This is a genomic window from Nocardioides sp. BE266 (assembly GCF_031457855.1).
In the GTDB taxonomy this organism is placed as follows: Bacteria; Actinomycetota; Actinomycetes; order Propionibacteriales; family Nocardioidaceae; genus Nocardioides.
In genome coordinates this window covers 41,960-61,448 of the sequence record NZ_JAURTI010000001.1, presented here as the reverse complement: position 1 = coordinate 61,448, position 19,489 = coordinate 41,960, and the positions used below count along the sequence as shown (strand labels likewise).

The 19,489-nt window shown below is 72.2% G+C and carries 21 protein-coding genes; 13 read left to right on the top strand and 8 right to left on the bottom strand.

Going from position 1 to position 19,489, the window contains the following annotated elements; all coding sequences use genetic code 11:
* Positions 1-16: 16 nt before the first annotated feature.
* Positions 17-961, top strand: coding sequence for an intradiol ring-cleavage dioxygenase (locus J2X46_RS00330; protein WP_310245470.1), 945 nt, complete (start codon positions 17-19; stop codon positions 959-961).
* A gap of 20 nt (positions 962-981) precedes the next feature.
* Complete coding sequence (gene hemW / locus J2X46_RS00325; protein WP_310245467.1) at positions 982-2,199, top strand: radical SAM family heme chaperone HemW; 1,218 nt, start codon at positions 982-984, stop codon at positions 2,197-2,199.
* Positions 2,200-2,640: 441 nt separating this feature from the next.
* Here hemW and J2X46_RS00320 read toward each other — a convergent pair whose 3' ends face one another.
* From J2X46_RS00320 to J2X46_RS00305, 4 genes are read right to left on the bottom strand one after another with little or no spacing between them, the layout of a single operon-like run.
* Positions 2,641-3,489: a DUF3097 domain-containing protein gene (locus J2X46_RS00320; RefSeq protein WP_310245466.1), complete on the bottom strand. Its 849-nt coding sequence runs from the start codon at positions 3,487-3,489 to the stop codon at positions 2,641-2,643.
* Between the two features lie 60 nt (positions 3,490-3,549).
* Positions 3,550-3,933, bottom strand: coding sequence for a hypothetical protein (locus J2X46_RS00315; protein WP_310245464.1), 384 nt, complete (start codon positions 3,931-3,933; stop codon positions 3,550-3,552).
* A gap of 52 nt (positions 3,934-3,985) precedes the next feature.
* Positions 3,986-4,669 (bottom strand): hypothetical protein, encoded by a 684-nt coding sequence (locus J2X46_RS00310; RefSeq protein WP_310245461.1) that lies wholly within the window; start codon positions 4,667-4,669, stop codon positions 3,986-3,988.
* A 49-nt stretch (positions 4,670-4,718) separates the two neighbouring features.
* On the bottom strand, positions 4,719-5,570 hold the full coding sequence (locus J2X46_RS00305) for an MBL fold metallo-hydrolase (RefSeq protein ID WP_310245458.1): 852 nt from the start codon (positions 5,568-5,570) through the stop codon (positions 4,719-4,721).
* Between the two features lie 79 nt (positions 5,571-5,649).
* On the opposite strand from J2X46_RS00305, the gene hrcA reads away from it, so the two are divergent.
* Genes hrcA through J2X46_RS00290 form a run of 3 tightly spaced genes read left to right on the top strand, consistent with a single transcriptional unit; the run spans position 5,650 to position 8,583 of the window.
* A complete protein-coding gene (hrcA, locus tag J2X46_RS00300) occupies positions 5,650-6,672 on the top strand; it encodes a heat-inducible transcriptional repressor HrcA (RefSeq protein ID WP_310245455.1) in 1,023 nt (340 codons plus the stop codon).
* Entirely contained in the window at positions 6,669-7,832 is a 1,164-nt protein-coding gene (gene dnaJ, locus J2X46_RS00295; RefSeq protein ID WP_310245453.1) for a molecular chaperone DnaJ, read from the top strand. Before hrcA ends, dnaJ begins: the two co-directional genes overlap by 4 nt.
* 10 nt (positions 7,833-7,842) lie before the next feature.
* On the top strand, positions 7,843-8,583 hold the full coding sequence (locus tag J2X46_RS00290; protein ID WP_310245451.1) for a 16S rRNA (uracil(1498)-N(3))-methyltransferase: 741 nt from the start codon (positions 7,843-7,845) through the stop codon (positions 8,581-8,583).
* A 24-nt stretch (positions 8,584-8,607) separates the two neighbouring features.
* On the opposite strand, the gene J2X46_RS00285 is transcribed toward J2X46_RS00290, so the two are convergent.
* The 3 genes from J2X46_RS00285 to J2X46_RS00275 all read right to left on the bottom strand — a co-directional run bounded on the left by J2X46_RS00285 (position 8,608) and on the right by J2X46_RS00275 (position 11,153).
* Entirely contained in the window at positions 8,608-9,600 is a 993-nt protein-coding gene (locus J2X46_RS00285; RefSeq protein WP_310245449.1) for a GerMN domain-containing protein, read from the bottom strand.
* On the bottom strand, positions 9,597-10,127 hold the full coding sequence (locus J2X46_RS00280; RefSeq protein ID WP_310245448.1) for a SigE family RNA polymerase sigma factor: 531 nt from the start codon (positions 10,125-10,127) through the stop codon (positions 9,597-9,599). Before J2X46_RS00280 ends, J2X46_RS00285 begins: the two co-directional genes overlap by 4 nt.
* A gap of 75 nt (positions 10,128-10,202) precedes the next feature.
* Positions 10,203-11,153 carry a Gmad2 immunoglobulin-like domain-containing protein gene (locus J2X46_RS00275; RefSeq protein ID WP_310245446.1) on the bottom strand — a complete coding sequence of 317 codons (951 nt, stop codon included), beginning with the start codon at positions 11,151-11,153 and terminating at the stop codon, positions 10,203-10,205.
* A gap of 74 nt (positions 11,154-11,227) precedes the next feature.
* Between J2X46_RS00275 and J2X46_RS00270 the strand changes: the two genes are divergently transcribed.
* The 5 genes from J2X46_RS00270 to J2X46_RS00250 all read left to right on the top strand — a co-directional run bounded on the left by J2X46_RS00270 (position 11,228) and on the right by J2X46_RS00250 (position 16,053).
* Positions 11,228-11,581, top strand: coding sequence for an HIT domain-containing protein (locus J2X46_RS00270; RefSeq protein ID WP_310245444.1), 354 nt, complete (start codon positions 11,228-11,230; stop codon positions 11,579-11,581).
* Entirely contained in the window at positions 11,581-12,795 is a 1,215-nt protein-coding gene (locus J2X46_RS00265) for a hypothetical protein (RefSeq protein ID WP_310245442.1), read from the top strand. Before J2X46_RS00270 ends, J2X46_RS00265 begins: the two co-directional genes overlap by 1 nt.
* 435 nt (positions 12,796-13,230) lie before the next feature.
* Positions 13,231-14,256, top strand: coding sequence for a PhoH family protein (locus tag J2X46_RS00260; RefSeq protein WP_310245438.1), 1,026 nt, complete (start codon positions 13,231-13,233; stop codon positions 14,254-14,256).
* Complete coding sequence (gene ybeY / locus J2X46_RS00255) at positions 14,253-14,726, top strand: rRNA maturation RNase YbeY (RefSeq protein ID WP_310245437.1); 474 nt, start codon at positions 14,253-14,255, stop codon at positions 14,724-14,726. Before J2X46_RS00260 ends, ybeY begins: the two co-directional genes overlap by 4 nt.
* Before the next feature lies 1 nt (position 14,727).
* Positions 14,728-16,053 (top strand): hemolysin family protein, encoded by a 1,326-nt coding sequence (locus J2X46_RS00250; protein WP_310245435.1) that lies wholly within the window; start codon positions 14,728-14,730, stop codon positions 16,051-16,053.
* On the opposite strand, the gene J2X46_RS00245 is transcribed toward J2X46_RS00250, so the two are convergent.
* Positions 16,034-16,864 carry a class I SAM-dependent methyltransferase gene (locus J2X46_RS00245; RefSeq protein ID WP_310245432.1) on the bottom strand — a complete coding sequence of 277 codons (831 nt, stop codon included), beginning with the start codon at positions 16,862-16,864 and terminating at the stop codon, positions 16,034-16,036. The genes J2X46_RS00250 and J2X46_RS00245 overlap by 20 nt on opposite strands.
* 126 nt (positions 16,865-16,990) lie before the next feature.
* On the opposite strand from J2X46_RS00245, the gene J2X46_RS00240 reads away from it, so the two are divergent.
* The 3 genes from J2X46_RS00240 to J2X46_RS00230 all read left to right on the top strand — a co-directional run bounded on the left by J2X46_RS00240 (position 16,991) and on the right by J2X46_RS00230 (position 19,472).
* The gene (locus J2X46_RS00240) at positions 16,991-17,683 is read left to right on the top strand and encodes a helix-turn-helix domain-containing protein (RefSeq protein WP_310245430.1); all 693 of its coding nucleotides are present in this window, start codon (positions 16,991-16,993) and stop codon (positions 17,681-17,683) included.
* Entirely contained in the window at positions 17,680-18,033 is a 354-nt protein-coding gene (locus tag J2X46_RS00235; RefSeq protein ID WP_310245428.1) for a cytidine deaminase, read from the top strand. Before J2X46_RS00240 ends, J2X46_RS00235 begins: the two co-directional genes overlap by 4 nt.
* 74 nt (positions 18,034-18,107) lie before the next feature.
* Positions 18,108-19,472, top strand: a complete 1,365-nt coding sequence (locus J2X46_RS00230; RefSeq protein ID WP_310245426.1) for an FAD-binding oxidoreductase — start codon at positions 18,108-18,110, stop codon at positions 19,470-19,472.
* The last annotated feature ends 17 nt before the right edge of the window (positions 19,473-19,489 follow it).

Genomic DNA, 19,489 nt, shown 5'->3' with positions numbered 1-19,489 from the left:
CCTCCAGGAGCACCCCATGACCCAGCACCACAGCGACCACCACCACGACGGCGAGGAGGTCCACGAGCACGACCTCGGTCTCCAGCACGACCTCGGCACGATCGAGCGTCGCGGCTTCTCCCGCAGCATGGGCCGCAGGGGAGTGCTCGGCGTCCTCGGCGGGCTCGGCGTGGTCGCGGTGGCCGGCTGCGCGAGCGACGACTCGAGCACCTCGTCGGCCTCGACCGCATCAGATGCCGCGGCGGGTGGGCCGCCGAGCGGCGGTCCCGGCGGTGGTCCCGGCGGTGGTCCCGGTGGGGGCGGCATGGGTGCGGACTCGTCCGTCGAGGTCGCCGAGGGCGAGATCCCCGAGGAGACGGCCGGCCCCTACCCGGGCGACGGCTCCAACGGACCCGACATCCTCAGCGAGAGCGGCGTGGTGCGCAGCGACATCACCAGCAGCTTCGGCTCGGCCTCCGGCGTCGCCGAGGGCGTGCCGCTCACCCTGCGCTTCAAGGTCTACGACCTCACCGGCGACGACGTCGAGGTGCTCGCCGGCGCCGCCGTCTACGCCTGGCACTGCGACCGCGACGGCAGCTACTCCATGTACGACGGCGACGCGCAGGACGAGAACTACCTGCGCGGGGTCCAGGAGTCCGACGCCGACGGCTGGGTGGAGTTCACCTCCATCTTCCCCGGCTGCTACTCCGGCCGCTGGCCGCACGTGCACTTCGAGGTCTACGAGTCTCTCGACGCCGCGACCGACGTGTCGAACAAGCTGCGCACCTCCCAGCTCGCCTTCCCCGAGGACGTCTGCTCGACCGTCTACGCCACCTCCGGCTACGAGTCGTCGGTGACCAACCTGGCGTCGATCAGCCTCGACTCCGACAACATCTTCAGCGACGGCTACTCACTGCAGATGGCCACGGTGAAGGGTTCTGTCACAGACGGTTACACCGCGACGCTCAACGTCCCCATCTGAGGGGTGGTTGGATACGGGCTGTGCCCCCCGCTCAGCCCGACGGTGACGTCGCCCCCGAGGACGGCCTGCTCCCCGAGGAGGCGAGGGCCGAGTTCGGCAGCAAGCCCTTCGGGCTCTACGTCCACGTCCCGTTCTGCAGCGTCCGGTGCGGCTACTGCGACTTCAACACCTACACCGCCCACGAGCTCGGCGACGAGGTCGGCGCCAGCCGGTCGTCGTACGCCGAGGCGGCGATCCGCGAGATCCGCTTCGCCCGCAGCGTGCTCGGGCACCGTGACGTGCCGATCGACACCATCTTCTTCGGCGGCGGCACGCCCACCCTGCTGAAGCCGGCCGACCTCGGCGCGATCGTCGCGAGTGCCGCGGCCGAGTTCGGCCTCGTCCACGACGTCGAGATCACCACCGAGGCCAACCCCGACAGCGTCGCCGCCTGGGACCTCGAGGAGCTGCGCTCGCTGGGCTTCAACCGGATCAGCTTCGGCATGCAGTCCTCGGTCGACCACGTGCTCCGCACCCTCGACCGCACCCACGACCCGATGCGCGTCCCCGCCGTCGTCGACTGGGCCCGGCAGGCCGGCTTCGAGGACGTCAGCCTCGACCTGATCTACGGCACGCCGGGGGAGTCGCTCGCGGACTGGGAGGCCTCGGTCGACGCGGCCCTCGAGTGCGAACCCGACCACATCTCGGCGTACAGCCTGATCGTCGAGGAGGGTACGGCGATGGCGCGCCAGGTCGCGCGCGGCGAGCTGCCGATGCCCGACGAGGACGACCTCGCCGACAAGTACCACGTCGCCGACGAGCGCTTCGCCGCCGCCGGGATGAGCTGGTACGAGGTGTCCAACTGGGCGACCTCGCCCGACCACTGGTGCCGGCACAACCTCCTCTACTGGACCGGCGGCCACTGGTGGGGCGTCGGCCCCGGCGCCCACTCCCACGTCGGCGGCGTGCGCTGGTGGAACGTCAAGCACCCGGCGGCGTACGCCGAACGGCTCGGCCGCGGCGTCTCGCCGGCCCTCGCCCGCGAGGTCCTCGGCTACCGCGACCAGCGCACCGAGCGGATCCTGCTGGAGATCCGGCTCGTCGAGGGCCTCCCCGTCAGCGCCCTCGAGGCCACCGGCCGCTCTCACGTCGCCCGCATGGTCGCCGACGGCCTCGTCGAGCTCGCCGCCGAGCGCCTCGTCCTCACCCAGCGCGGTCGCCTCCTCGCCGACGCCGTGGTGCGCGACCTGGTGGAGTAGAGCCACCGCCGGTTGAGGCGCGAGCGAAGATAGCCTCGAAACCGGGCTGCTTGGGGCTGGGGGCGGTGCTATTTGGCGCTCGCTCCGCTCGCGCGTGCTCGGCGCCCTGCAAGACGTCGTCTTCCCTCGTCGCTCCCGAGCTGCCTCGCTGCGCTCGTCGCGCTCGCTCGCTCCTCAGTCCAGACGACGTCGGGCGCCGAGCGCGTGTGCTGGGGAGGCTGGGGCGATCCGGGCGCGGTGATGCGTGCTGGTCCCGACTCGAATTGAATTGAGCTCAACTCAATCCAGCTCGAACCGATGATCGTCGGCGGGTGGTTCGTCGCGGCGCGCCCGGGAGTGCAGGAGGAGGGTTGCGAGCGGAGGAGCGCAGCGGGGGAGGTCGCAACAACGACGAACGAGCGGGTTACGAGCGCCGCGACACGCGAGCGGAGCGAGCCAATGTCACTGCGCGGTGGTGAAGTCGATCAGTTCTTCGACCCGCCCGAGGAGGGCGGGCTCGAGGTCGGCGTAGGAGGACACCCGGCCGAGGATGTGCTTCCAGGCGCGGGCGATGTCGGCCTGGTCGCGGTGGGGCCAGCCGAGCTGCTGGCAGGTGCCGGACTTCCAGTCGATGCCCTTGGGCACCGACGGCCAGCGCGGGATGCCGAGGCGGTCGGGCTTGACGGCCTGCCAGACGTCGATGAACGGGTGGCCGACGACGAGCACGTGCTTGCCGATGGGGGAGCGGGCGATGCCCTGCGCGATCCGCGCCTCCTTCGACCCCGGCACCAGGTGGTCGACCAGGACCCCCACACGGCGCTGCGGGCCGGGCTTGAAGTCGCGGAGGTGGTCGGCGAGGTCGTCGACGCCGCCGAGGTACTCCACGACGACGCCCTCGATGCGCAGGTCGTCGCCCCAGACCTTCTCGACGAGCTCGGCGTCGTGGCGGCCCTCGACGAAGATCCGGCTGGCGCGCGCGACCCGGGCGCGGGCCTGGGGCACGGCGACGGAGCCGGACGCCGTACGCGTCGGGGCTGCGGGTGCGCCGGCGCGCACGGGACGGGTGAGGATCACCGGCTTGCCCTCGAGCAGGAAGCCCGGGCCGAGCGGGAACGTACGCCGCTTGCCGCGGCGGTCCTCCAGCGTCAGCGTGTCGATGTCGCGGTCGACGGCGACCACCTCACCGCACCAGTCGGTGGTGACCTCCTCGACGACCATGCCGACCTCGGTCGGCACCTCGACGGCACGTCCGTTCTTCGGGACACGCCAGTCGCCGGAGAGGACGTCGGTTCCGTATCGATCGTGAGGCACCGGGACACGCTAGGCGGGCACAGCGCGATATCGGCGGTGGCACGCCGTGGCCGGCCGGGCTCAGCCCTCGGCGACCCCGTCGCCCTCGGCACCCTCGCCGCTGTTCGCGGCCGGCTCGTCGGACCCCTCGGAGTCGTCGGAGTCGTCGGCGGAGTCGTCCGACGAGGACTCGACAGGCGGGTTGCCGAGGTCCTCCTGGGTGGCGTCCATGTCGAGCTCGTCCTGGTCCTTGGTCGCCTCGTCGTCGGGGTCGAGCGGCTCGGCGAGCGGGTTGTCCTCGCCGGGCTGGAGGTCCTCGGGCAGCTGGTCGTCGGAGATGCCGCCCAACGTCGCGTCGTCGGGGGAGGCGGTGCCGCCGGAGTGGTCCGAGTCGGCCGGGCTCGTGCCGCTGCCGGCCTCAGGGGTCTCGCCGGGCTCGGTCTGGGATCCGCTGTTCTCGCTCATCACCCAGTCCTAGCCGCCGCCCGGTGGCGCGACCAGCCCCGTGAGGGTGGGCTCAGCAGATGCCCGCGTGCAGGTGCGAGCGCAGCGCCGCGCCGAGCTCCTGCGGCGAGGAGACGGTGCGCAGGAAGTCGAGCCGCTCGGTGTGCGCGCCCGCCGCGTCCAGCCACGACACGTCCACCCCGGTCGCCTCGACACGCAGCAGGCTGGCCGCAAGGAGCGACTGGATCGGGAGGCCGAACGTCGCGGCCATCGCCGAGCGCAGCTCGAGCTCGTGGGCGTCGTTGGCGTGCTCGGCCGTGCGCTGGAGGTAGCCCTCGTTCAGCACGTGGCGCCGGTCGCGGAACTGGGCCAGGTCGACGGGGATCGCGAGCGCGTCGCGGTGGAGCGTCACGTCGGTCAGCTCCAGCGCCACCAGCGACCGCGGGTCACCGCAGCACGCGCAGCCGGAGTCGCGCACCGCCAGGCGCCCGTGGAGCAGCAGCGTGAGGCGGCGCTCGCGGGAGGAGTGGTGGCCCAGGCCGCTCGTCACCTCGACGACGCCGTCGAGGCCGACCCGGGCCGCGGCGAGGAGGGCGGAGTCGTCGCTCGCGCTGAACACGGGTGCGCCGTGCACGTCGCAGGTGACGTCGTACGTCTCGTCGCGCAGCTCGTCGTCGGCGTCACCGACCCGCCGCACGATCGAGGACGGGCACGACAGCACGCTGCGCGCGATCAGGGCCGCATGTGCCGGGGTCATCCGCCACCTCCGTGAGTCAGGTAAGGCAAGCCTAACCTCACTGACGGAGTCAGATCAACGGCAACCGCTTCTGGCTGTGTGGGAGGTGCTCGTAGCCCAGGCGCACGGCGCTCACCAGGCGCTCCGGCTCCCACGGCCACTCGCCCTGCGCGAGCGCCTCCGACTGGGGTACACCGCGCGACGCGAGGTCGCGGATGGTCTCGGCGATGACACCGAGCTCGACGCGCTGGTCCTGCACGAAGTCCTTGTCGACGACCTGGCCGTGCCCGGGGACGACCACGGTCGAGTCGGTCATCAGCCCGATCACCAGGTCGAGGGTCGACGGCCACTCCAGTGGCCACGAGTCGTCGCCGATGAACGGCGGGTCGGACTCCTCGACCAGGTCGCCGCCGAGCACCACGTCGGCGTCGGGCACACGGACGACGAGGTCGCCGGCCGTGTGGCCGCGGCCCGGGTGGATCAGCTCCACGGCCCGGTCGCCGAGGTCGAGCTGGCGCACGGAGGAGAAGGTCTCGGTGGGCAGCAGCAGCGTCGTGGCCAGGATCTCCTCGCGCCGCGGGTGGTCGGCGGCCTGCTCGTACATCTCGAAGGTGTGACCCGCCGACTCCTCGGCGTGGTCGCGCGCCCACTCCGTGGAGTGGATCGGCATCTCGCCGAACTGCTCGACCATCGTGGCGTTGCCGAAGTGGTGGTCCCAGTGCTCGTGGGTGTTGACCAGCCCGGTCAGCGGACCCGCGCCCAGACGTCGTACGTCGTCGGCGACGATGCGCGCCTGCGCGGCTGACCCGTGGGTGTCGACCATGACGAGGCCGTCCGACCCGCCGATCAGGGTGATGTTGACGTGCATCCAGTCGTAGTGCGCCACCCAGACCCGCGGCGCCACCTCGGTGAAGTCGGGCATGCTCCGGACCCTACGGGCTCCTAGTAGAGTTGGCACTCCAGTCGGACGAGTGCCAGCAACCAGCAGCGAGGAGGGCTCCATGGTCGACGACCGCAAGCTCGACGTGCTGCGCGCGATCGTGGAGGACTACGTCGCGACGGAGGAGCCCGTGGGCTCCAAGGCGCTGGTCGAGCGGCACGGCCTCGGGGTCTCCCCGGCGACCGTCCGCAACGACATGGCCGCGCTCGAGGACGAGGGCTACATCCACCAGCCCCACACCAGCGCGGGCCGCGTGCCGACCGACAAGGGCTACCGGCTCTTCGTCGACAAGCTGGCGACCCTCAAGCCGATGACCGTGGCCGAGCGACGCGCGATCGCCACGCTGCTCGACGGAGCGGTCGACCTCGACGACGTCGTGCAGAAGTCGGTGCGGCTGCTCAGCCAGCTCACCCGCCAGGTCGCCATCGTCCAGTACCCCACGCTCTCGCGCTCGACGGTGCGCCACGTCGAGCTGGTGCCGCTGACCCCGACCCGCCTGATGCTGATCCTGATCCTCAGCACCGGCCGGGTGGAGCAGCGCCTCGTCGAGCTCGACGAGGCGATCGGCGACGCCGACCTCGCCGAGCTGCGCGTCGCGGTCAACCAGGCCAGTGCCGGCGTGCAGATCGCCGCGGCCGCCGCGGCGCTGTGCGCCCTGCCCGACGACGTACGCCCCGAGCAGGTCGAGTCGACCCGCGCCGTGGTGGGCGTGCTCGCCGAGGCGATGTCCGACCACCGCAGCGACGAGCGCGTCGCGGTGAGCGGCACCGCCAACCTCGCGCGCTACGGCGACTTCGACACCGCGGTCCGACCCCTGCTCGAGGCGCTGGAGGAGCACGTCGTGCTGCTCAAGCTGCTGGGGGAGTCGGGCGCCGACGCGGTCACCGTCCGCATCGGCCACGAAGGCCCCTACACCGAGCTCGCCGCGACCAGCGTCGTGGCCACCGGCTACGGCCCGCTCGACGCGCACCTCGGTTCGCTCGGCGTGGTCGGCCCCACCCGCATGGACTACCCCGGATCCATGGCAGCCGTGCGCGCGGTCGCGCGCTACGTCTCCCGGATCCTCGATGAAGGAAACCAGTGACCCAGGACCCCTACGAGATCCTCGGCGTCTCGCGCGACGCGAGCGCCGACGACATCAAGAAGGCCTACCGCCGCCTCGCGCGGCAGCTGCACCCCGACGTCAACCCCGACCCGGAGACGCAGGAGCGCTTCAAGGACGTCTCGCGCGCCTACGAGGTGCTGAGCGACGCCGGCAAGCGGGCGGCCTACGACCGGGGCGGCGACGCCTTCAGCCAGGGCTTCGGCGGTGCCGGCCAGGGCTTCTCGTTCACCGACATCATGGACGCGTTCTTCGGTGGCGGCGCCGCGGCCGGTGGCCAGCAGCGCGGCCCGCGCTCGCGCGCCCGCCGTGGCCAGGACGCCCTGATCCGCCTCGACGTGACCCTCGGCGAGGCGGCCTTCGGCGTCACCAAGGACCTGAAGGTCGACACCGCGCTGCGCTGCGAGGCGTGCGAGGGCCAGGGCACCGCCCCCGGCACCTCGCCCACCACCTGCGAGACCTGCCACGGCCAGGGCGAGGTCGCTGTCGTCCAGCGGTCCTTCCTCGGCGAGATCCGCACGCTGCGCCCGTGCGCGGCGTGCCGCGGCTACGGCTCGGTCATCCCCGACCCCTGCCGCGAGTGCTCCGGCGACGGCCGCATCCGCTCGCGCCGCACGTTGACGGTGAAGATCCCCGCCGGCGTCGACAACGGCACCCGGGTCCAGCTCAGCGGCCAGGGCGAGGTCGGCCCCGGTGGCGGCCCCGCCGGTGACCTCTACGTCGAGATGCACGTCGAGCCGCACAAGACCTTCACCCGCCACGGCAACGACCTCCACACGACGGTCTCGCTGCCGATGACGGCGGCCGCGCTCGGCACCCAGCTCACGCTGCCGCTGCTCGAGGCCGACCTCGCGCCGTCGGAGGAGTCGGAGACCGAGAGCACCTACGAGCTCGACGTGCGTCCCGGCACCCAGTCGGGCAGCGAGCAGGTCATCCGAGGCTTCGGCGTGCCGAGCCTGCGGGGCGGTCGTGGCGACCTCGTCGTCAGCATCGTCGTGGACACCCCGACCCGGCTCGACCCCCGCCAGGAGGAGCTGCTGCGCGAGCTCGCGGCGATCCGCGGCGAGGAGTCGCCCGACGGGCAGGCCGAGGCGCCGCACAAGTCGATGTTCGGCCGGCTGCGCGACGCCTTCCAGGGCTGAGCCGGGGCTGATGTCGCTCCCGGTCCACCTCGTCGAGTCGCTGGCCGACGTCCGCGTCGGCTCCGTCGTCGAGGTGACCGGTGACGAGGCGCACCACGCCGTTGCCGTACGACGACTCCGCGAGGGCGAGCACGTCGTGCTGACCGACGGCCGCGGGACCTCGGTCACCGGCGAGGTCACCTCCACGGGCAAGCGCGTCTTCTCCGTGACGGCCTCCGCCGTCTCCCACGAGGAGCGCCCCGAGCCCGCGATCACCGTCGTCCAGGCCCTGCCGAAGGGCGATCGTGGCGAGCTCGCGGTCGAGGTGCTGACCGAGGTCGGCGTCGACCGGGTGGTGCCGTGGGCGGCGTCGCGCTCGGTCGCGGTCTGGAAGGGCGAGCGGGCGGCGAAGTCGCACGCGAAGTGGCAGGCCACCGCCCGGGAGGCGGCCAAGCAGGCGCGCCGCTCGTGGCTGCCCACCGTGACCCCGCTGGCATCGACCGCCGACCTCGCCGCCGTCGTCGGCGAGGCCGAGCTGGCCGTCGTCCTGCACGAGGACGCCGCCGACCCGCTCAGCGCGATCGACGTACCCACCTCCGGGCGGATCGTGGTCGTCGTGGGCCCCGAGGGCGGCATCGCCCCCGACGAGCTCGCGGCCCTCGAGGCCACGGGCGCCCGCACGGTCCGGCTCGGTGCGGAGGTGCTGCGCACCTCCACCGCCGGCGTCGTCGCGGTCGCCGCGCTGCTGTCGCGCACCGACCGCTGGGCCTGATCACCTCAACCGGCGAGGCAACGGCTACTCGACGACGGTGAACCGACGCGTGTCCGTGGTGAGCGCGCCCGACGGCGTCTGCACCTGGGACATCACGACGTAGTCGCCCGCCGGTGCGTCGGAGAGGTCGAAGGTGGCGGTGAAGGGCACCAGTCCCGCCCCGTCGGCCGCGAGTCGGTCGACCTCCTGGCCGACGACGAAGGTGCCCTCCCATCGCTGGACGCGGGTGGTCACGGTGCCGTCGGTGCCCGAGGCCCGGCCCCGGACAGTCAGCCGGCCCTCGTCGTTGTCGACCTCCAGCCCCTCCGACGGGTCGGAGAGCGACACAGGTGCGAGCACGTCGGCGTCGGGCGCTCCTCTCAACGGCTCCGTCGTCGCGACGCCGAGGATCGTGTCGGTGACCTGCTGCTCGAGCTGGACGTCTACGGGCACCTTGCCGTTGCCGTAGAGCGCCTGGGCTGTGCGGACGAGCTGCTCCAGGGCGAGTCCGGCGTCGTCCTTGCTCATGCCCGCGGGCCGCTCGACCGGGGCGTCGTCGAGGATGACCGTGATCACGTCCGGCTTCGGGATCCACTGCCGGAGCCGGACGCCGGCGGGCCACGCGGAGCGGTAGTCGGGGTCGAGCGCGTCGCCCCGCAGGGCCGCGTCGATGGCGTACAGCACCCCGCCGTCGGGCTCGTCAGTCGGCTGGAACTCCCGGAACAGCCGCGACCCCTCGGCGGTGTCGCCGACGAAGTAGACCGCCACTGGTCCGCCTGCCGGCTCGCCTGCGGGGGCGGTCTCGGACGCTGGTCCCGCGGGATCAGAGCCGTTGGTCTGCGGCGCCCCGCCCGTGGTGAGGGCGAGGGCCGTCACCACCGATGCGGCGAGCAGTCCGGCGCCCCCGGCGGCCCACCACGCCCGGTGCGTACGACGACCAGCGGGCGCGGTGGCGGCCCGGATGGCGTCCAGCCGGTCGCCCGGCTCGATGTCGTCGGCCACCTCGTGGAGGAGGTCGCGGATCAGCTGGTCGTTCATGACGGGTCCTCCCACCAGTCGCCGAGGAGCTCGCGCAGGGCGGCCCTGCCTCGGTGTGCGTGTGCCTTCGTGGCGCCGCGCGAGATGCCCAGCGCGTCGGCGATCTGCGCCTCCGACCAGTCCAGGTAGTGCTGGAGCACGAGGACCTCGCGCTGGCGCTCCGACAGCTGCCTCAGGGCGTCACGTACGGCGTCGCGGCGGGCGCCGCCCACACTGGGCCCGTCGACGGTGCCCTCGCCCGGCGCCGAGGCGCGGACGTGCCTCTCCACGACGGCGCGGTGGCGCAGCGCCGAGCGCGAGCGGTTCACCACGGCCTGTCGCAGGTAGGCGAGCGCCTTGTCGGGGTCGCGCAGTCGCGACCACTTCCCGTGCATCGCGACGAACGCGTCCTGCACGACGTCCTCCGCCGCGGCCTGGTCGTGTACGAGCAGGGCGGAGAGCCGGACGAGCTGGCGCCAGTGGGCGGCGTACAGCTGCTCGACGGCGATGTCCGCGTCGGCACCGACGAGGCTGAGGTGCTCCGCCACGGGAACCCTCCCTCGACGGGGTCTTGTCTGGATGGTCACGCAGTGGGACGCGCCAGGTCGCGTCCCGGTTGACAGCTAGCCGACGTGGATCAGCTTGGTGTCGACGGCCGGGCCGTCGCCCTCGGTGCCGCCGGTCGGGTCGTCGGTCTCGCACTGCACCAGCACGTCGCCGGTGCCCGCGTCGGCGAGCGGGAGCTCGACCTCGAACGGATACAGCTTGTCGTCCATCCAGCCCTCGGACTGGTAGCCCTCGATCGCCACCTCCCGGTCGCCGACGATCAGCCGGCAGGGTCCGGAGGCCTCGAACGAGTTGGCGACACCGGTGACCTTCAGGGTGTCGCCGGTGACCGTGTCGCCCTCCGCGGGCGAGGTGATGTTGACCAGGCTGAGGGTGCGCAGCGGGCTGGCCTGCTCGAACGGCGCGTCCGAGCTCAGCCCGAAGATCCGCGCGTCACCGCCGCTGCGGGTGATCTGCACGGGCGCCCGCTCCTGCTGCACGCCCTGGAGCGTGTAGACGAGCTGCTGGACCGCCAGCTCGGCGCCACGCTCCGTCATGCCGTCGGGGCGCTCGGTGAAGGCGTCCGAGGGGACCTCGACCGTGAGGACGCCGTCGGAGCCGTAGCCGACCGACAGGTCCACCTGGGGCCACAGCGTGCGGTAGTCGGGGTCGTCGGGGGTGCCGGCCGTGACCAGCTTCGCCGCCTCGGTCAGCGGGTCACCGGTGACCTTGTGGAACTCCCGGAACAGCACCGGCTTCCCGCCCGGCCCGTCGCCGACGTAGTAGACGGGCACGACCGCGCCCGAGGGGTCGGAGGTCTCGCTCGGCTCGGCCGGCGAGGTCGGGTCCTGCGTCGGCTCCTGGGACGTCGACGCAGCCGGCTTCTTCGTCGGCTCCTTCGCATCACCGGAGGCCGGCACCGGGTCGTCGGAGGCGCAGGCGGCCAGCGCCAGGGTGCCTGCCAGGAGCGCGGCGGCGCCCGCCCAGCGCCGTACGCGCGCAGGGGTCGGGGAAGGGGGGAAGGTCATGCTGCTCACGGTAGTTGGACGCGTGTCCTCGCCGATCGGTTACACGCCGCGGCGCCAGACCCTAGGCTTGGAGGATGAGTGACACGTCGGACGACTGCGTCTTCTGCACGATCGTCGCCGGGGAGATCCCGGCCGAGGTGCTCGGCAGCAACGACCACGCGATCGCCATCAAGGACCTCAACCCGCAGGCGCCGTTCCACGCGCTGGTGATCCCGCACGACCACCACGAGAACGCTGCCGCCTCGGCTGCCGCCGACCCGGCGAGCATCGGCCACCTGGTCTCGCTGGCCGACGAGGTCGCCAGGGCGGCCGGCAACGCCGACTACCGCCTGATCGCCAACACCGGCTCCGGTGCGGGCCAGACCGTCTTCCACACCCACATCCACGTGCTCGGCGGATCGTCGCGCATGACCGAGTCGCTGATCTGATGCGCCCGCCCCGCGCCGTCGTCGCGCTCCTCGCCGCAGGAGTGCTGGCCCTGTCCGCGTGCAGCGGGTCGGGCGGGTCGGGCGACTCCTCGTCCGACGACCGCGCGACCCAGCCGGCCGAGACGTCGCCGACCGCCTCTGAGGACGCCGAGGCGGCCGCCGAGGGCCACGGCCACTACGCCGAGCCGGCGAAGGCCCGGCCGCTGCGCGCCGGCGAGACGCGTACGACGATCGCGATGCCCGGCAGCTACACCCCGTCGGCCCCCTACGGCACCGGCACCGACGACTACCGCTGCTTCCTGCTCGACCCCGAGCTGAAGAAGGACGCCTGGCTCACCGGCACGCAGGTGCTGCCCGGCAACCCCGACGTGGTGCACCACGTGATCCTGTTTCGGGTCCCGCCCGAGCAGGTCGCCGCTGCGGAGGCCAAGGACGCAGCCGAGGACGGCGAGGGCTGGACCTGCTTCGGTGGCACCGGGCTCGACGCGTTCCAGAACGTCGACGACGCCTCGTGGATCGGCGCCTGGGCGCCCGGCGGCAAGGAGTCGGTGGTCAAGCCGGGCTTCGGCACCCGCCTGGCCAAGGGCAGCCGGATCGTGATGCAGGTCCACTACAACCTGCTCGCCGGCGTCTCGCCCGACACGTCCGCGGCCCAGCTGCGGCTGGCGCCGGGCAAGCGGAGCTACCAGGCGCTGCACACGATGCTGCTGCCCGCGCCCGTCGAGCTGCCCTGCCGCGCCAAGCACGACGACGGGCCGCTGTGCGACCGCGACGCGGCGCTGGCCGACGTCAAGCAGCGGTTCGGCTCCGAGGGCAACACCGCCGACCTGCTCCACGTCCTGTGCGGCACCAAGCCGCAGCCGGGCGAGGTGCAGTCGTGCGTGCGCACCCTCGCCGAGCCGATGACGATCCACGGCGTCGCCGGCCACATGCACCTGCTCGGCCGCTCGATCACGATCGAGGTCAACCCGGGCACGCCCCAGGCGAGGACGATCCTCGACATCCCCGTCTGGGACTTCGACGACCAGGGCAGCAGGCCGATCGACCCGATCCACCTCGACGCCTTCCAGCAGGTCAAGGTCACCTGCCGCCACGTCCAGTGGCTGCGTGACAAGCTGCCCTCCTTCGACGGCCAGCCCGACCGCTACGTCGTCTGGGGCGAGGGCACCACCGACGAGATGTGCCTCGGCATGCTCCAGATCACCCGCCCCTGACGTCCCGCATGTCGTCGTTCCCTTCGTCGGAGGGTGGCGGCAGATTGCTCGGGTGGGCCTCTCGCACGTGCGATGTGCCGCCACCCGAGGCGAGTCCGCGGAGGGTGGCGGCGGACGACATCGGATCGGGGTCCGGGGATGTCGTACGCCGCCAGGGTGGCGGCAGATTGCTCGGGAGGACCTCTCGGACGCGCGATGTGCCGCCACCCGAGGTGAGCCCGCGGAGGGTGGCGGCAGACGACATCGGATCGGGGTCCGGGGGAGTCGTACGCCGCCAGGGTGGCGGCAGATCCCACGTGAGAACCCGCCAGACCCGCGATGTGCCGCCACCCTCCGACGGCAGGCAGCGGGTAACCGGGTGGGCCCGGCGCCACCCGCTCGGTAGCATGGAAGGGCTCTGCCACCGACCCGGAAGGCCGCCCGTCACGGGCATCCATGACTGACACGAACCCACAGGTTCGACCGACCCACACCGTCGTCGTACCCAACAGCATCGACATGGTCTCCGTCCTGGGTCCGGGGGACGAGCACCTCCGGCTGATCGAGCGGGCCTTCCAGGCCGACGTCCACGTCCGGGGCAACCGCATCACGCTGGCCGGCGAGTCCGCCGAGGTCGCGATGGCCGAGCGGCTGCTCGACGAGGTCGTCACGCTCGTGCGCACCGGCCAGGGCGTCACCGGCGAGACGGTCGAGCGGATCATCCAGATGCTGCGCACCGAGACGCAGGAGCGTCCGGCCGACGTGCTGAGCCTCAACATCCTGTCCAACCGCGGCCGCACGATCCGACCGAAGACGCTGAACCAGAAGCGCTACGTCGAGTCGATCGACAAGAGCACGATCACCTTCGGCATCGGCCCGGCCGGCACCGGCAAGACCTACCTGGCGATGGCCAAGGCCGTGCAGGCGCTGCAGGCCAAGGAGGTCAACCGGATCATCCTGAGCCGTCCTGCCGTCGAGGCCGGGGAGCGGCTCGGCTTCCTGCCCGGCACGCTCAGCGAGAAGATCGACCCCTACCTGCGCCCGCTCTACGACGCGCTGCACGACATGGTCGACCCCGAGACGATCCCCAAGCTGCTGGCCGCCGGCACCATCGAGGTCGCGCCGCTGGCGTTCCTGCGTGGTCGCTCGCTCAACGACTCCTTCATCATCCTCGACGAGGCGCAGAACACGACGCCCGAGCAGATGAAGATGTTCCTGACCCGCCTCGGCTTCGGATCGCGCATCGTCGTCACCGGCGACACCAGCCAGGTCGACCTGCCGTCGGGCACCAAGTCCGGCCTCCGCGTGGTCGAGGGGATCCTCGACGGCGTCGAGGACATCTCCTTCTGCCGCCTCACCGGCACCGACGTCGTACGCCACCGGCTCGTGGGCCGCATCGTCGAGGCCTACGAGGTCTTCGACGCCGAGGCCGAGCGCGCCAAGAGCGGTCCGACCAAGGCCCAGCCGAGGAGCCGACGATGAGCATCGAGGTGCTCAACGAGTCGGGCCACGAGCTCGACGTACGCCGTCTCTCGCAGCTGGCGCGGTTCGTCATGGACGAGATGCGGGTCCACCCGCAGGCCGAGCTGTGCATCAAGGCCGTCGACGAGGACACCATCGCCGAGCTCAACGGGCAGTGGATGGAGAAGGAGGGCCCGACCGACGTGCTCGCCTTCCCGATGGACGAGCTGCGCCCCGGCAAGGTCAACGAGGAGCCCGAGGAGGGCGTCCTCGGCGACCTCGTGCTGTCGCCGTCGGTCGCCGAGCGCCAGGGCGTGGAGGCCGGTCACGGGCGCGAGGCCGAGATCGACCTGCTCACCGTCCACGGCATCCTGCACCTCCTCGGCTACGACCACGCCGAGCCCGAGGAGCACGCCGTGATGTTCGGCCTCCAGGACGAGCTGCTCGGCAAGTGGCGCTCGTCCGCGGAGACCGACCCCGAGCCCGTCTGACATGACCGCCGACATCTGGCAGCTCGGGTCGGCGGCCCTGCTGGTCGTGCTGGCCGGCCTGTTCTCCGCAGCCGACGCCGCCCTCAACGGGTTCTCGCGCGCCCGCGCCGAGGAGCTGAGGGCCGAGGGCCGACCCGGCGCCGCGCGCCTGGTCCTGCTCCTCGACGACCCGGCGCGCTACCTCAACACCGCGCTGCTCCTGCGCCTGCTGTGCGAGATCAGCGCCATCGTGCTGGTCGCCACCTGGGCCCGCGACGCCTACCACGGCGACCTGCTGCCGACGGTGCTCACCACGATCGGCGTGATGCTGGTCGTCTCGTTCGTCGCGATCGGCGTCGCCCCGCGCACCGTGGGCCGCCAGCACGACGTGCGGGTCGCGCTGCTCTCCGCCGGACCCCTCTCGCTGGTCACCACGATCCTCGGGCCGATCCCGGCCCTGCTGATCATGCTCGGCAACGCGATCACGCCCGGCAAGGGCTTCAGCGAGGGCCCGTTCTCGACCGAGACCGAGCTGCGCGAGCTGGTCGACCTGGCCGAGGCCTCGGCGGTCATCGAGTCGGGCGAGCGCAAGATGATCCACTCGGTCTTCGAGCTCGGCGACACCATCACCCGCGAGGTGATGGTCCCGCGCCCCGACGTGGTCTACATCGAGCGCCACAAGAACATCCGCCAGACGCTCTCGCTGTTCCTGCGCAGCGGCTACTCCCGCATCCCGGTGATCGACGAGAACCTCGACGACATCGTCGGGATGGCCTACCTCAAGGACCTCGTCCGTCGTGACTTCGAGGCCCCCGACGTGGAGTTCACCCAGCGCGTCGACGAGGTGATGCGCCCGGTCCACTACGTCCCCGACTCCAAGCCCGTCGACGCGCTGCTCAGCGAGCTGCAGGCCCGGCGCCAGCACATCGCGGTCGTCGTCGACGAGTACGGCGGCACCGCCGGCCTGATCACGATCGAGGACGTGCTGGAGGAGATCGTCGGCGAGATCACCGACGAGTACGACGTCGAGGAGGTCGAGGTCGAGCACCTCGAGGGCGGCGCGATCCGGGTGTCCTCCCGCTATCCCGTCGACGACCTCGACGAGCTCGTCGGCTTCGACGTCGAGGACGACGACGTCGACAGCGTGGGCGGCCTGATGGCCAAGCACCTCGGCAAGGTCCCGATCCCCGGCTCCGTGGTCGAGTGCCACGGCCTCCGCCTCGAGGCCGAGCGCGCCACGGGTCGCCGCAACAAGATCGAGACCGTGCTCGTGACGGTGCTGCCGGAGCCCGACGACGACGCCGTCGAGGACGACGCCGCCGCCGGTGTCAGCGCCTCCGGCCGCTGACCAGGACGTACTCCCAGCGCATCCGCCCGGACTCGTCGCGGAACCCCGCCGCGAGGTCGTCGAGGGCCGCGTCGAGCTCCGCGGTCCGCTCCGGCTGGTCGGCCAGTCCCCGGTAGGCCATCAGTGTCGGGCCGTAGTTCTCGCGGAAGTAGGTCCGGAAGTCGGCCGGGCCGGCGAACGCGTCCACGTCGACGTACGCCTTCTCGAGCACGAGGTCCTCGACCCGGTCACCGAGCAGCTCGCGCACGTGCGCCTCGCTGCCCCACAGCGGCGGGGGCTGCACGCCCGCGGGCGGCGGCGGCACGAACTCCTTCATCGTCGCGAAGACCCGGCCGATGAAGCCCTCCGGCGTCCAGGCGACGAGGCCGAAGCGGCCACCGGGGCGCAGCACGCGCACCAGCTCGTCGGCCGCGGCCTGGTGGTGGGGCGCGAACATCACGCCGACCGTGCTGACCACGACGTCGTACGACGCATCGGGCCAGGGCAGCGCCTCGGCGTCGGCGACCGCCCACTCGATGTCGAGGTCGGCGTGCTGGGCGCGGCCGATCTCGAGCAGCTCGGGCGTGAGGTCGGAGGCGACGACCTGCGCGCCGGCGCGGGCGGCCGGGACGGAGGCGTTGCCGTTGCCGGCGGCGATGTCGAGGACCCGCTCGCCGGAGGTGATGCCGAGCGAGGCGACCACGCGCTCGCCGAGCACCGGGATGATCTCGTCGGCGACCCGGTCGTAGTGACCGGAGGCCCACATGGTGCGGTGCTTCTGCTTCAGTGCGGCATCCGCGTCGACGGGTGCCGCAGTGGTGGTGCTGGTCATTCCGTGCTCCTTCCAGAGCTCTCGTCTTCCTGGTGTGTGTGGTGCCGAGAACGCTAGGAAGCAGACGGAGCGCGGACGAGTGAACGATCTGTACCACCCCCCGTCGCAGCGGCGTAACGTGCCGCCATGGGAGCGAGCTACAGCCAGTTCTGCCCCGTCGCCAAGGCCATGGAGCTGCTCGACGAGCGGTGGACGCTGCTCGTCGTCCGTGAGCTGGTGATCGGCAGCGAGCACTTCAACCAGCTGCGCCGCGGCCTGCCGCGGATGTCGCCGACGCTGCTGTCCCGGCGGCTCCAGCAGCTGGTCCGCGCGGGCGTCATCACGCGCGAGGAGACCGACGGGGAGGTGCGCTACCGCCTGACCGAGGCGGGGGAGGAGCTGCGCCCGGTCGTCGAGGCGCTCGGCACGTGGGGCACCCGCTGGATCCCCGACCTCGCCGACCCCGACCTCGACCCGAAGCTGTTGCTCTGGGACATGCACCGCAACGTCGACCACGAGAAGGTCCCGTCGCGCCGGACGGTGGTGGCCTTCGAGTTCGACGACGTCGATCATGCGCTGGCCCGCTGGTGGCTGGTCATCTCGCCGGCCGACGTCGACGTGTGCGACGTCGACCCGGGCGACGAGCCGGTCGCACTGGTCCAGACCTCGCTGCGCACGATGACGGAGGTGTGGCGGGGCGACACGGCCTGGAGCGCGGCGCGCGGGGCGGGCACGCTGCGGGTGATCGCGGGCAGCGACGTCGCCGCCGCCCTGCCGACGTGGTTCCTGCTCTCGCCCTTTGCGGGTGTCCCGCGACCGCTCACTAGGCTGGCGCCATGAACGACCTGTCGGCGGACCTGAGCCCCGAGGACGCCAAGCTGGTGACCCTCGCGCGGGCGACCCGCGCCCGTGCCCGTGCCCGCGAGGGAGCCGCCGTCCGCGACCTCGACGGGAGGACGTACGCCGCCGCGAGCATCCGCCTCACGCACCTGCGCCTCTCGGCCCTCGAGGTCTGCGTCGCGATGGCGATCTCGTCGGGATCCACCGGGCTCGAGGCGGCGGTCGTGCTCACCGACGGCGACCTCGCCGACGTCCGGGCCGCGAGCGAGTTCGCCGGTGGTGGGGTGCCGGTCCTGGTGGGCGACCAGACCGGCAGGATCCACACCCGGTCCACGACGCACGCGACCTGACCTCCATCCTTCGTCACGTGATCCGGTTCACAAGTCACTCGCGACGAGCGGGGACAGCGCGCTAGCGTGGCGAGGTGGGCAAGCCTCTGGGGTGGGACGAGCACGACCGCGGCGTGACGAGGCTCCGGGAGTCGTACGCCGCCCTGCCGCCCGACGCACCCGTCCGTCTGGCCAAGCGCACCAGCAACCTCTTCCGCGGCCGACCCGAGCCCGGGTCGGGCCTCGACGTCAGTGGCCTCGAGGGCGTGATCGAGGTCGACGGCGACGTCGCCGAGGTGCAGGGGATGTGCACCTACGAGCACCTCGTCGAGGCGACGCTGGCCCACGGCCGGATCCCGCTCGTGGTGCCCCAGCTGAAGACCATCACCCTCGGCGGTGCGGTGACCGGGCTCGGCATCGAGTCGACCAGCTTCCGCAGTGGGCTGCCGCACGAGTCCGTGCTGGAGATGGACGTGGTGACCGGCTCGGGCGAGATCGTCACCACCAAGCCGGGCGACGACCTCTTCGACGCCTTCCCCAACTCCTACGGCTCGCTGGGCTACGCCACCCGGCTGCGGATCGAGCTCGAGCAGGTCCCGGCCTACGTCGCCCTCCGCCACGTGCGCTTCGACGACGCGGCGTCGCTGGCCGAGACCATCGCACGGATCGTCGACGAGGGGTCGTGGGCCGGCGAGCGCGTCGACGGCCTCGACGGCGTCGCGTTCTCGCCCGACGAGCTCTACCTGACGCTGGCCCGCTGGACCGACGAGCCCGGCCCGACCAGCGACTACACCGGCCAGCAGGTCTTCTACCGCTCCCTCCAGCAACGGGCCACCGACCGGCTCACGGTGCACGACTACCTCTGGCGCTGGGACACCGACTGGTTCTGGTGCTCGCGCGCGTTCGGTGCCCAGCACCCGCTCGTGCGACGCGTGTGGCCGCGCCGGCTCCGCCGCTCCGACGTCTACTGGAAGCTCGTCGCCCTCGACCGGCGCTTCGGGATCGGCGACCGGCTCGACCGCCGCGCCGGACGACCGCAGGGCGAGCGCGTGGTGCAGGACGTGGAGATCCCCGTCGGTCGCCTTCCCGAGTTCCTCGACTGGTTCGACCGCGAGATCGGCATGCGCCCGGTCTGGCTGTGCCCGCTCCGGCTGCGCCGCGAGGGTGAGGACCGGCCGTGGCCGGGCTACCCGCTCACCAGCGGCACGACCTACGTCAACGTGGGCTTCTGGGGCGTGGTCAACGTCGGGCCCGACGCCCCCAGCTCCCCGCGCAACCGCGCGATCGAGGCCGAGGTCACCGAGCTCGGCGGCCACAAGAGCCTCTACTCCGAGGCGTTCTACGAGCGCGAGGAGTTCGACCGTCTCTACGACGGCGCCAACCTGGCCCGCACCAAGGCGGTCCACGACCCCGACGACAGATTGACCCCTCTCTACGACAAGGTGGTGGGACGACGATGAGCCTCGGCTCCGGCCCG

Excerpts from the sequence above, each read along its gene's own strand:
- J2X46_RS00330 (WP_310245470.1), top strand. The coding sequence starts at position 17 with ATGACCCAGCACCACAGCGACCACCACCACGACGGCGAGGAGGTCCAC.
- J2X46_RS00315 (WP_310245464.1), bottom strand. The coding sequence starts at position 3,933 with ATGAGCGAGAACAGCGGATCCCAGACCGAGCCCGGCGAGACCCCTGAG.
- J2X46_RS00310 (WP_310245461.1), bottom strand. The coding sequence starts at position 4,669 with ATGACCCCGGCACATGCGGCCCTGATCGCGCGCAGCGTGCTGTCGTGC.
- J2X46_RS00305 (WP_310245458.1), bottom strand. The coding sequence starts at position 5,570 with ATGCCCGACTTCACCGAGGTGGCGCCGCGGGTCTGGGTGGCGCACTAC.
- hrcA (WP_310245455.1), top strand. The coding sequence starts at position 5,650 with ATGGTCGACGACCGCAAGCTCGACGTGCTGCGCGCGATCGTGGAGGAC.
- J2X46_RS00290 (WP_310245451.1), top strand. The coding sequence starts at position 7,843 with ATGTCGCTCCCGGTCCACCTCGTCGAGTCGCTGGCCGACGTCCGCGTC.
- J2X46_RS00285 (WP_310245449.1), bottom strand. The coding sequence starts at position 9,600 with ATGAACGACCAGCTGATCCGCGACCTCCTCCACGAGGTGGCCGACGAC.
- J2X46_RS00275 (WP_310245446.1), bottom strand. The coding sequence starts at position 11,153 with ATGACCTTCCCCCCTTCCCCGACCCCTGCGCGCGTACGGCGCTGGGCG.
- J2X46_RS00270 (WP_310245444.1), top strand. The coding sequence starts at position 11,228 with ATGAGTGACACGTCGGACGACTGCGTCTTCTGCACGATCGTCGCCGGG.
- J2X46_RS00265 (WP_310245442.1), top strand. The coding sequence starts at position 11,581 with ATGCGCCCGCCCCGCGCCGTCGTCGCGCTCCTCGCCGCAGGAGTGCTG.
- J2X46_RS00260 (WP_310245438.1), top strand. The coding sequence starts at position 13,231 with ATGACTGACACGAACCCACAGGTTCGACCGACCCACACCGTCGTCGTA.
- ybeY (WP_310245437.1), top strand. The coding sequence starts at position 14,253 with ATGAGCATCGAGGTGCTCAACGAGTCGGGCCACGAGCTCGACGTACGC.
- J2X46_RS00250 (WP_310245435.1), top strand. The coding sequence starts at position 14,728 with ATGACCGCCGACATCTGGCAGCTCGGGTCGGCGGCCCTGCTGGTCGTG.
- J2X46_RS00245 (WP_310245432.1), bottom strand. The coding sequence starts at position 16,864 with ATGACCAGCACCACCACTGCGGCACCCGTCGACGCGGATGCCGCACTG.
- J2X46_RS00240 (WP_310245430.1), top strand. The coding sequence starts at position 16,991 with ATGGGAGCGAGCTACAGCCAGTTCTGCCCCGTCGCCAAGGCCATGGAG.
- J2X46_RS00235 (WP_310245428.1), top strand. The coding sequence starts at position 17,680 with ATGAACGACCTGTCGGCGGACCTGAGCCCCGAGGACGCCAAGCTGGTG.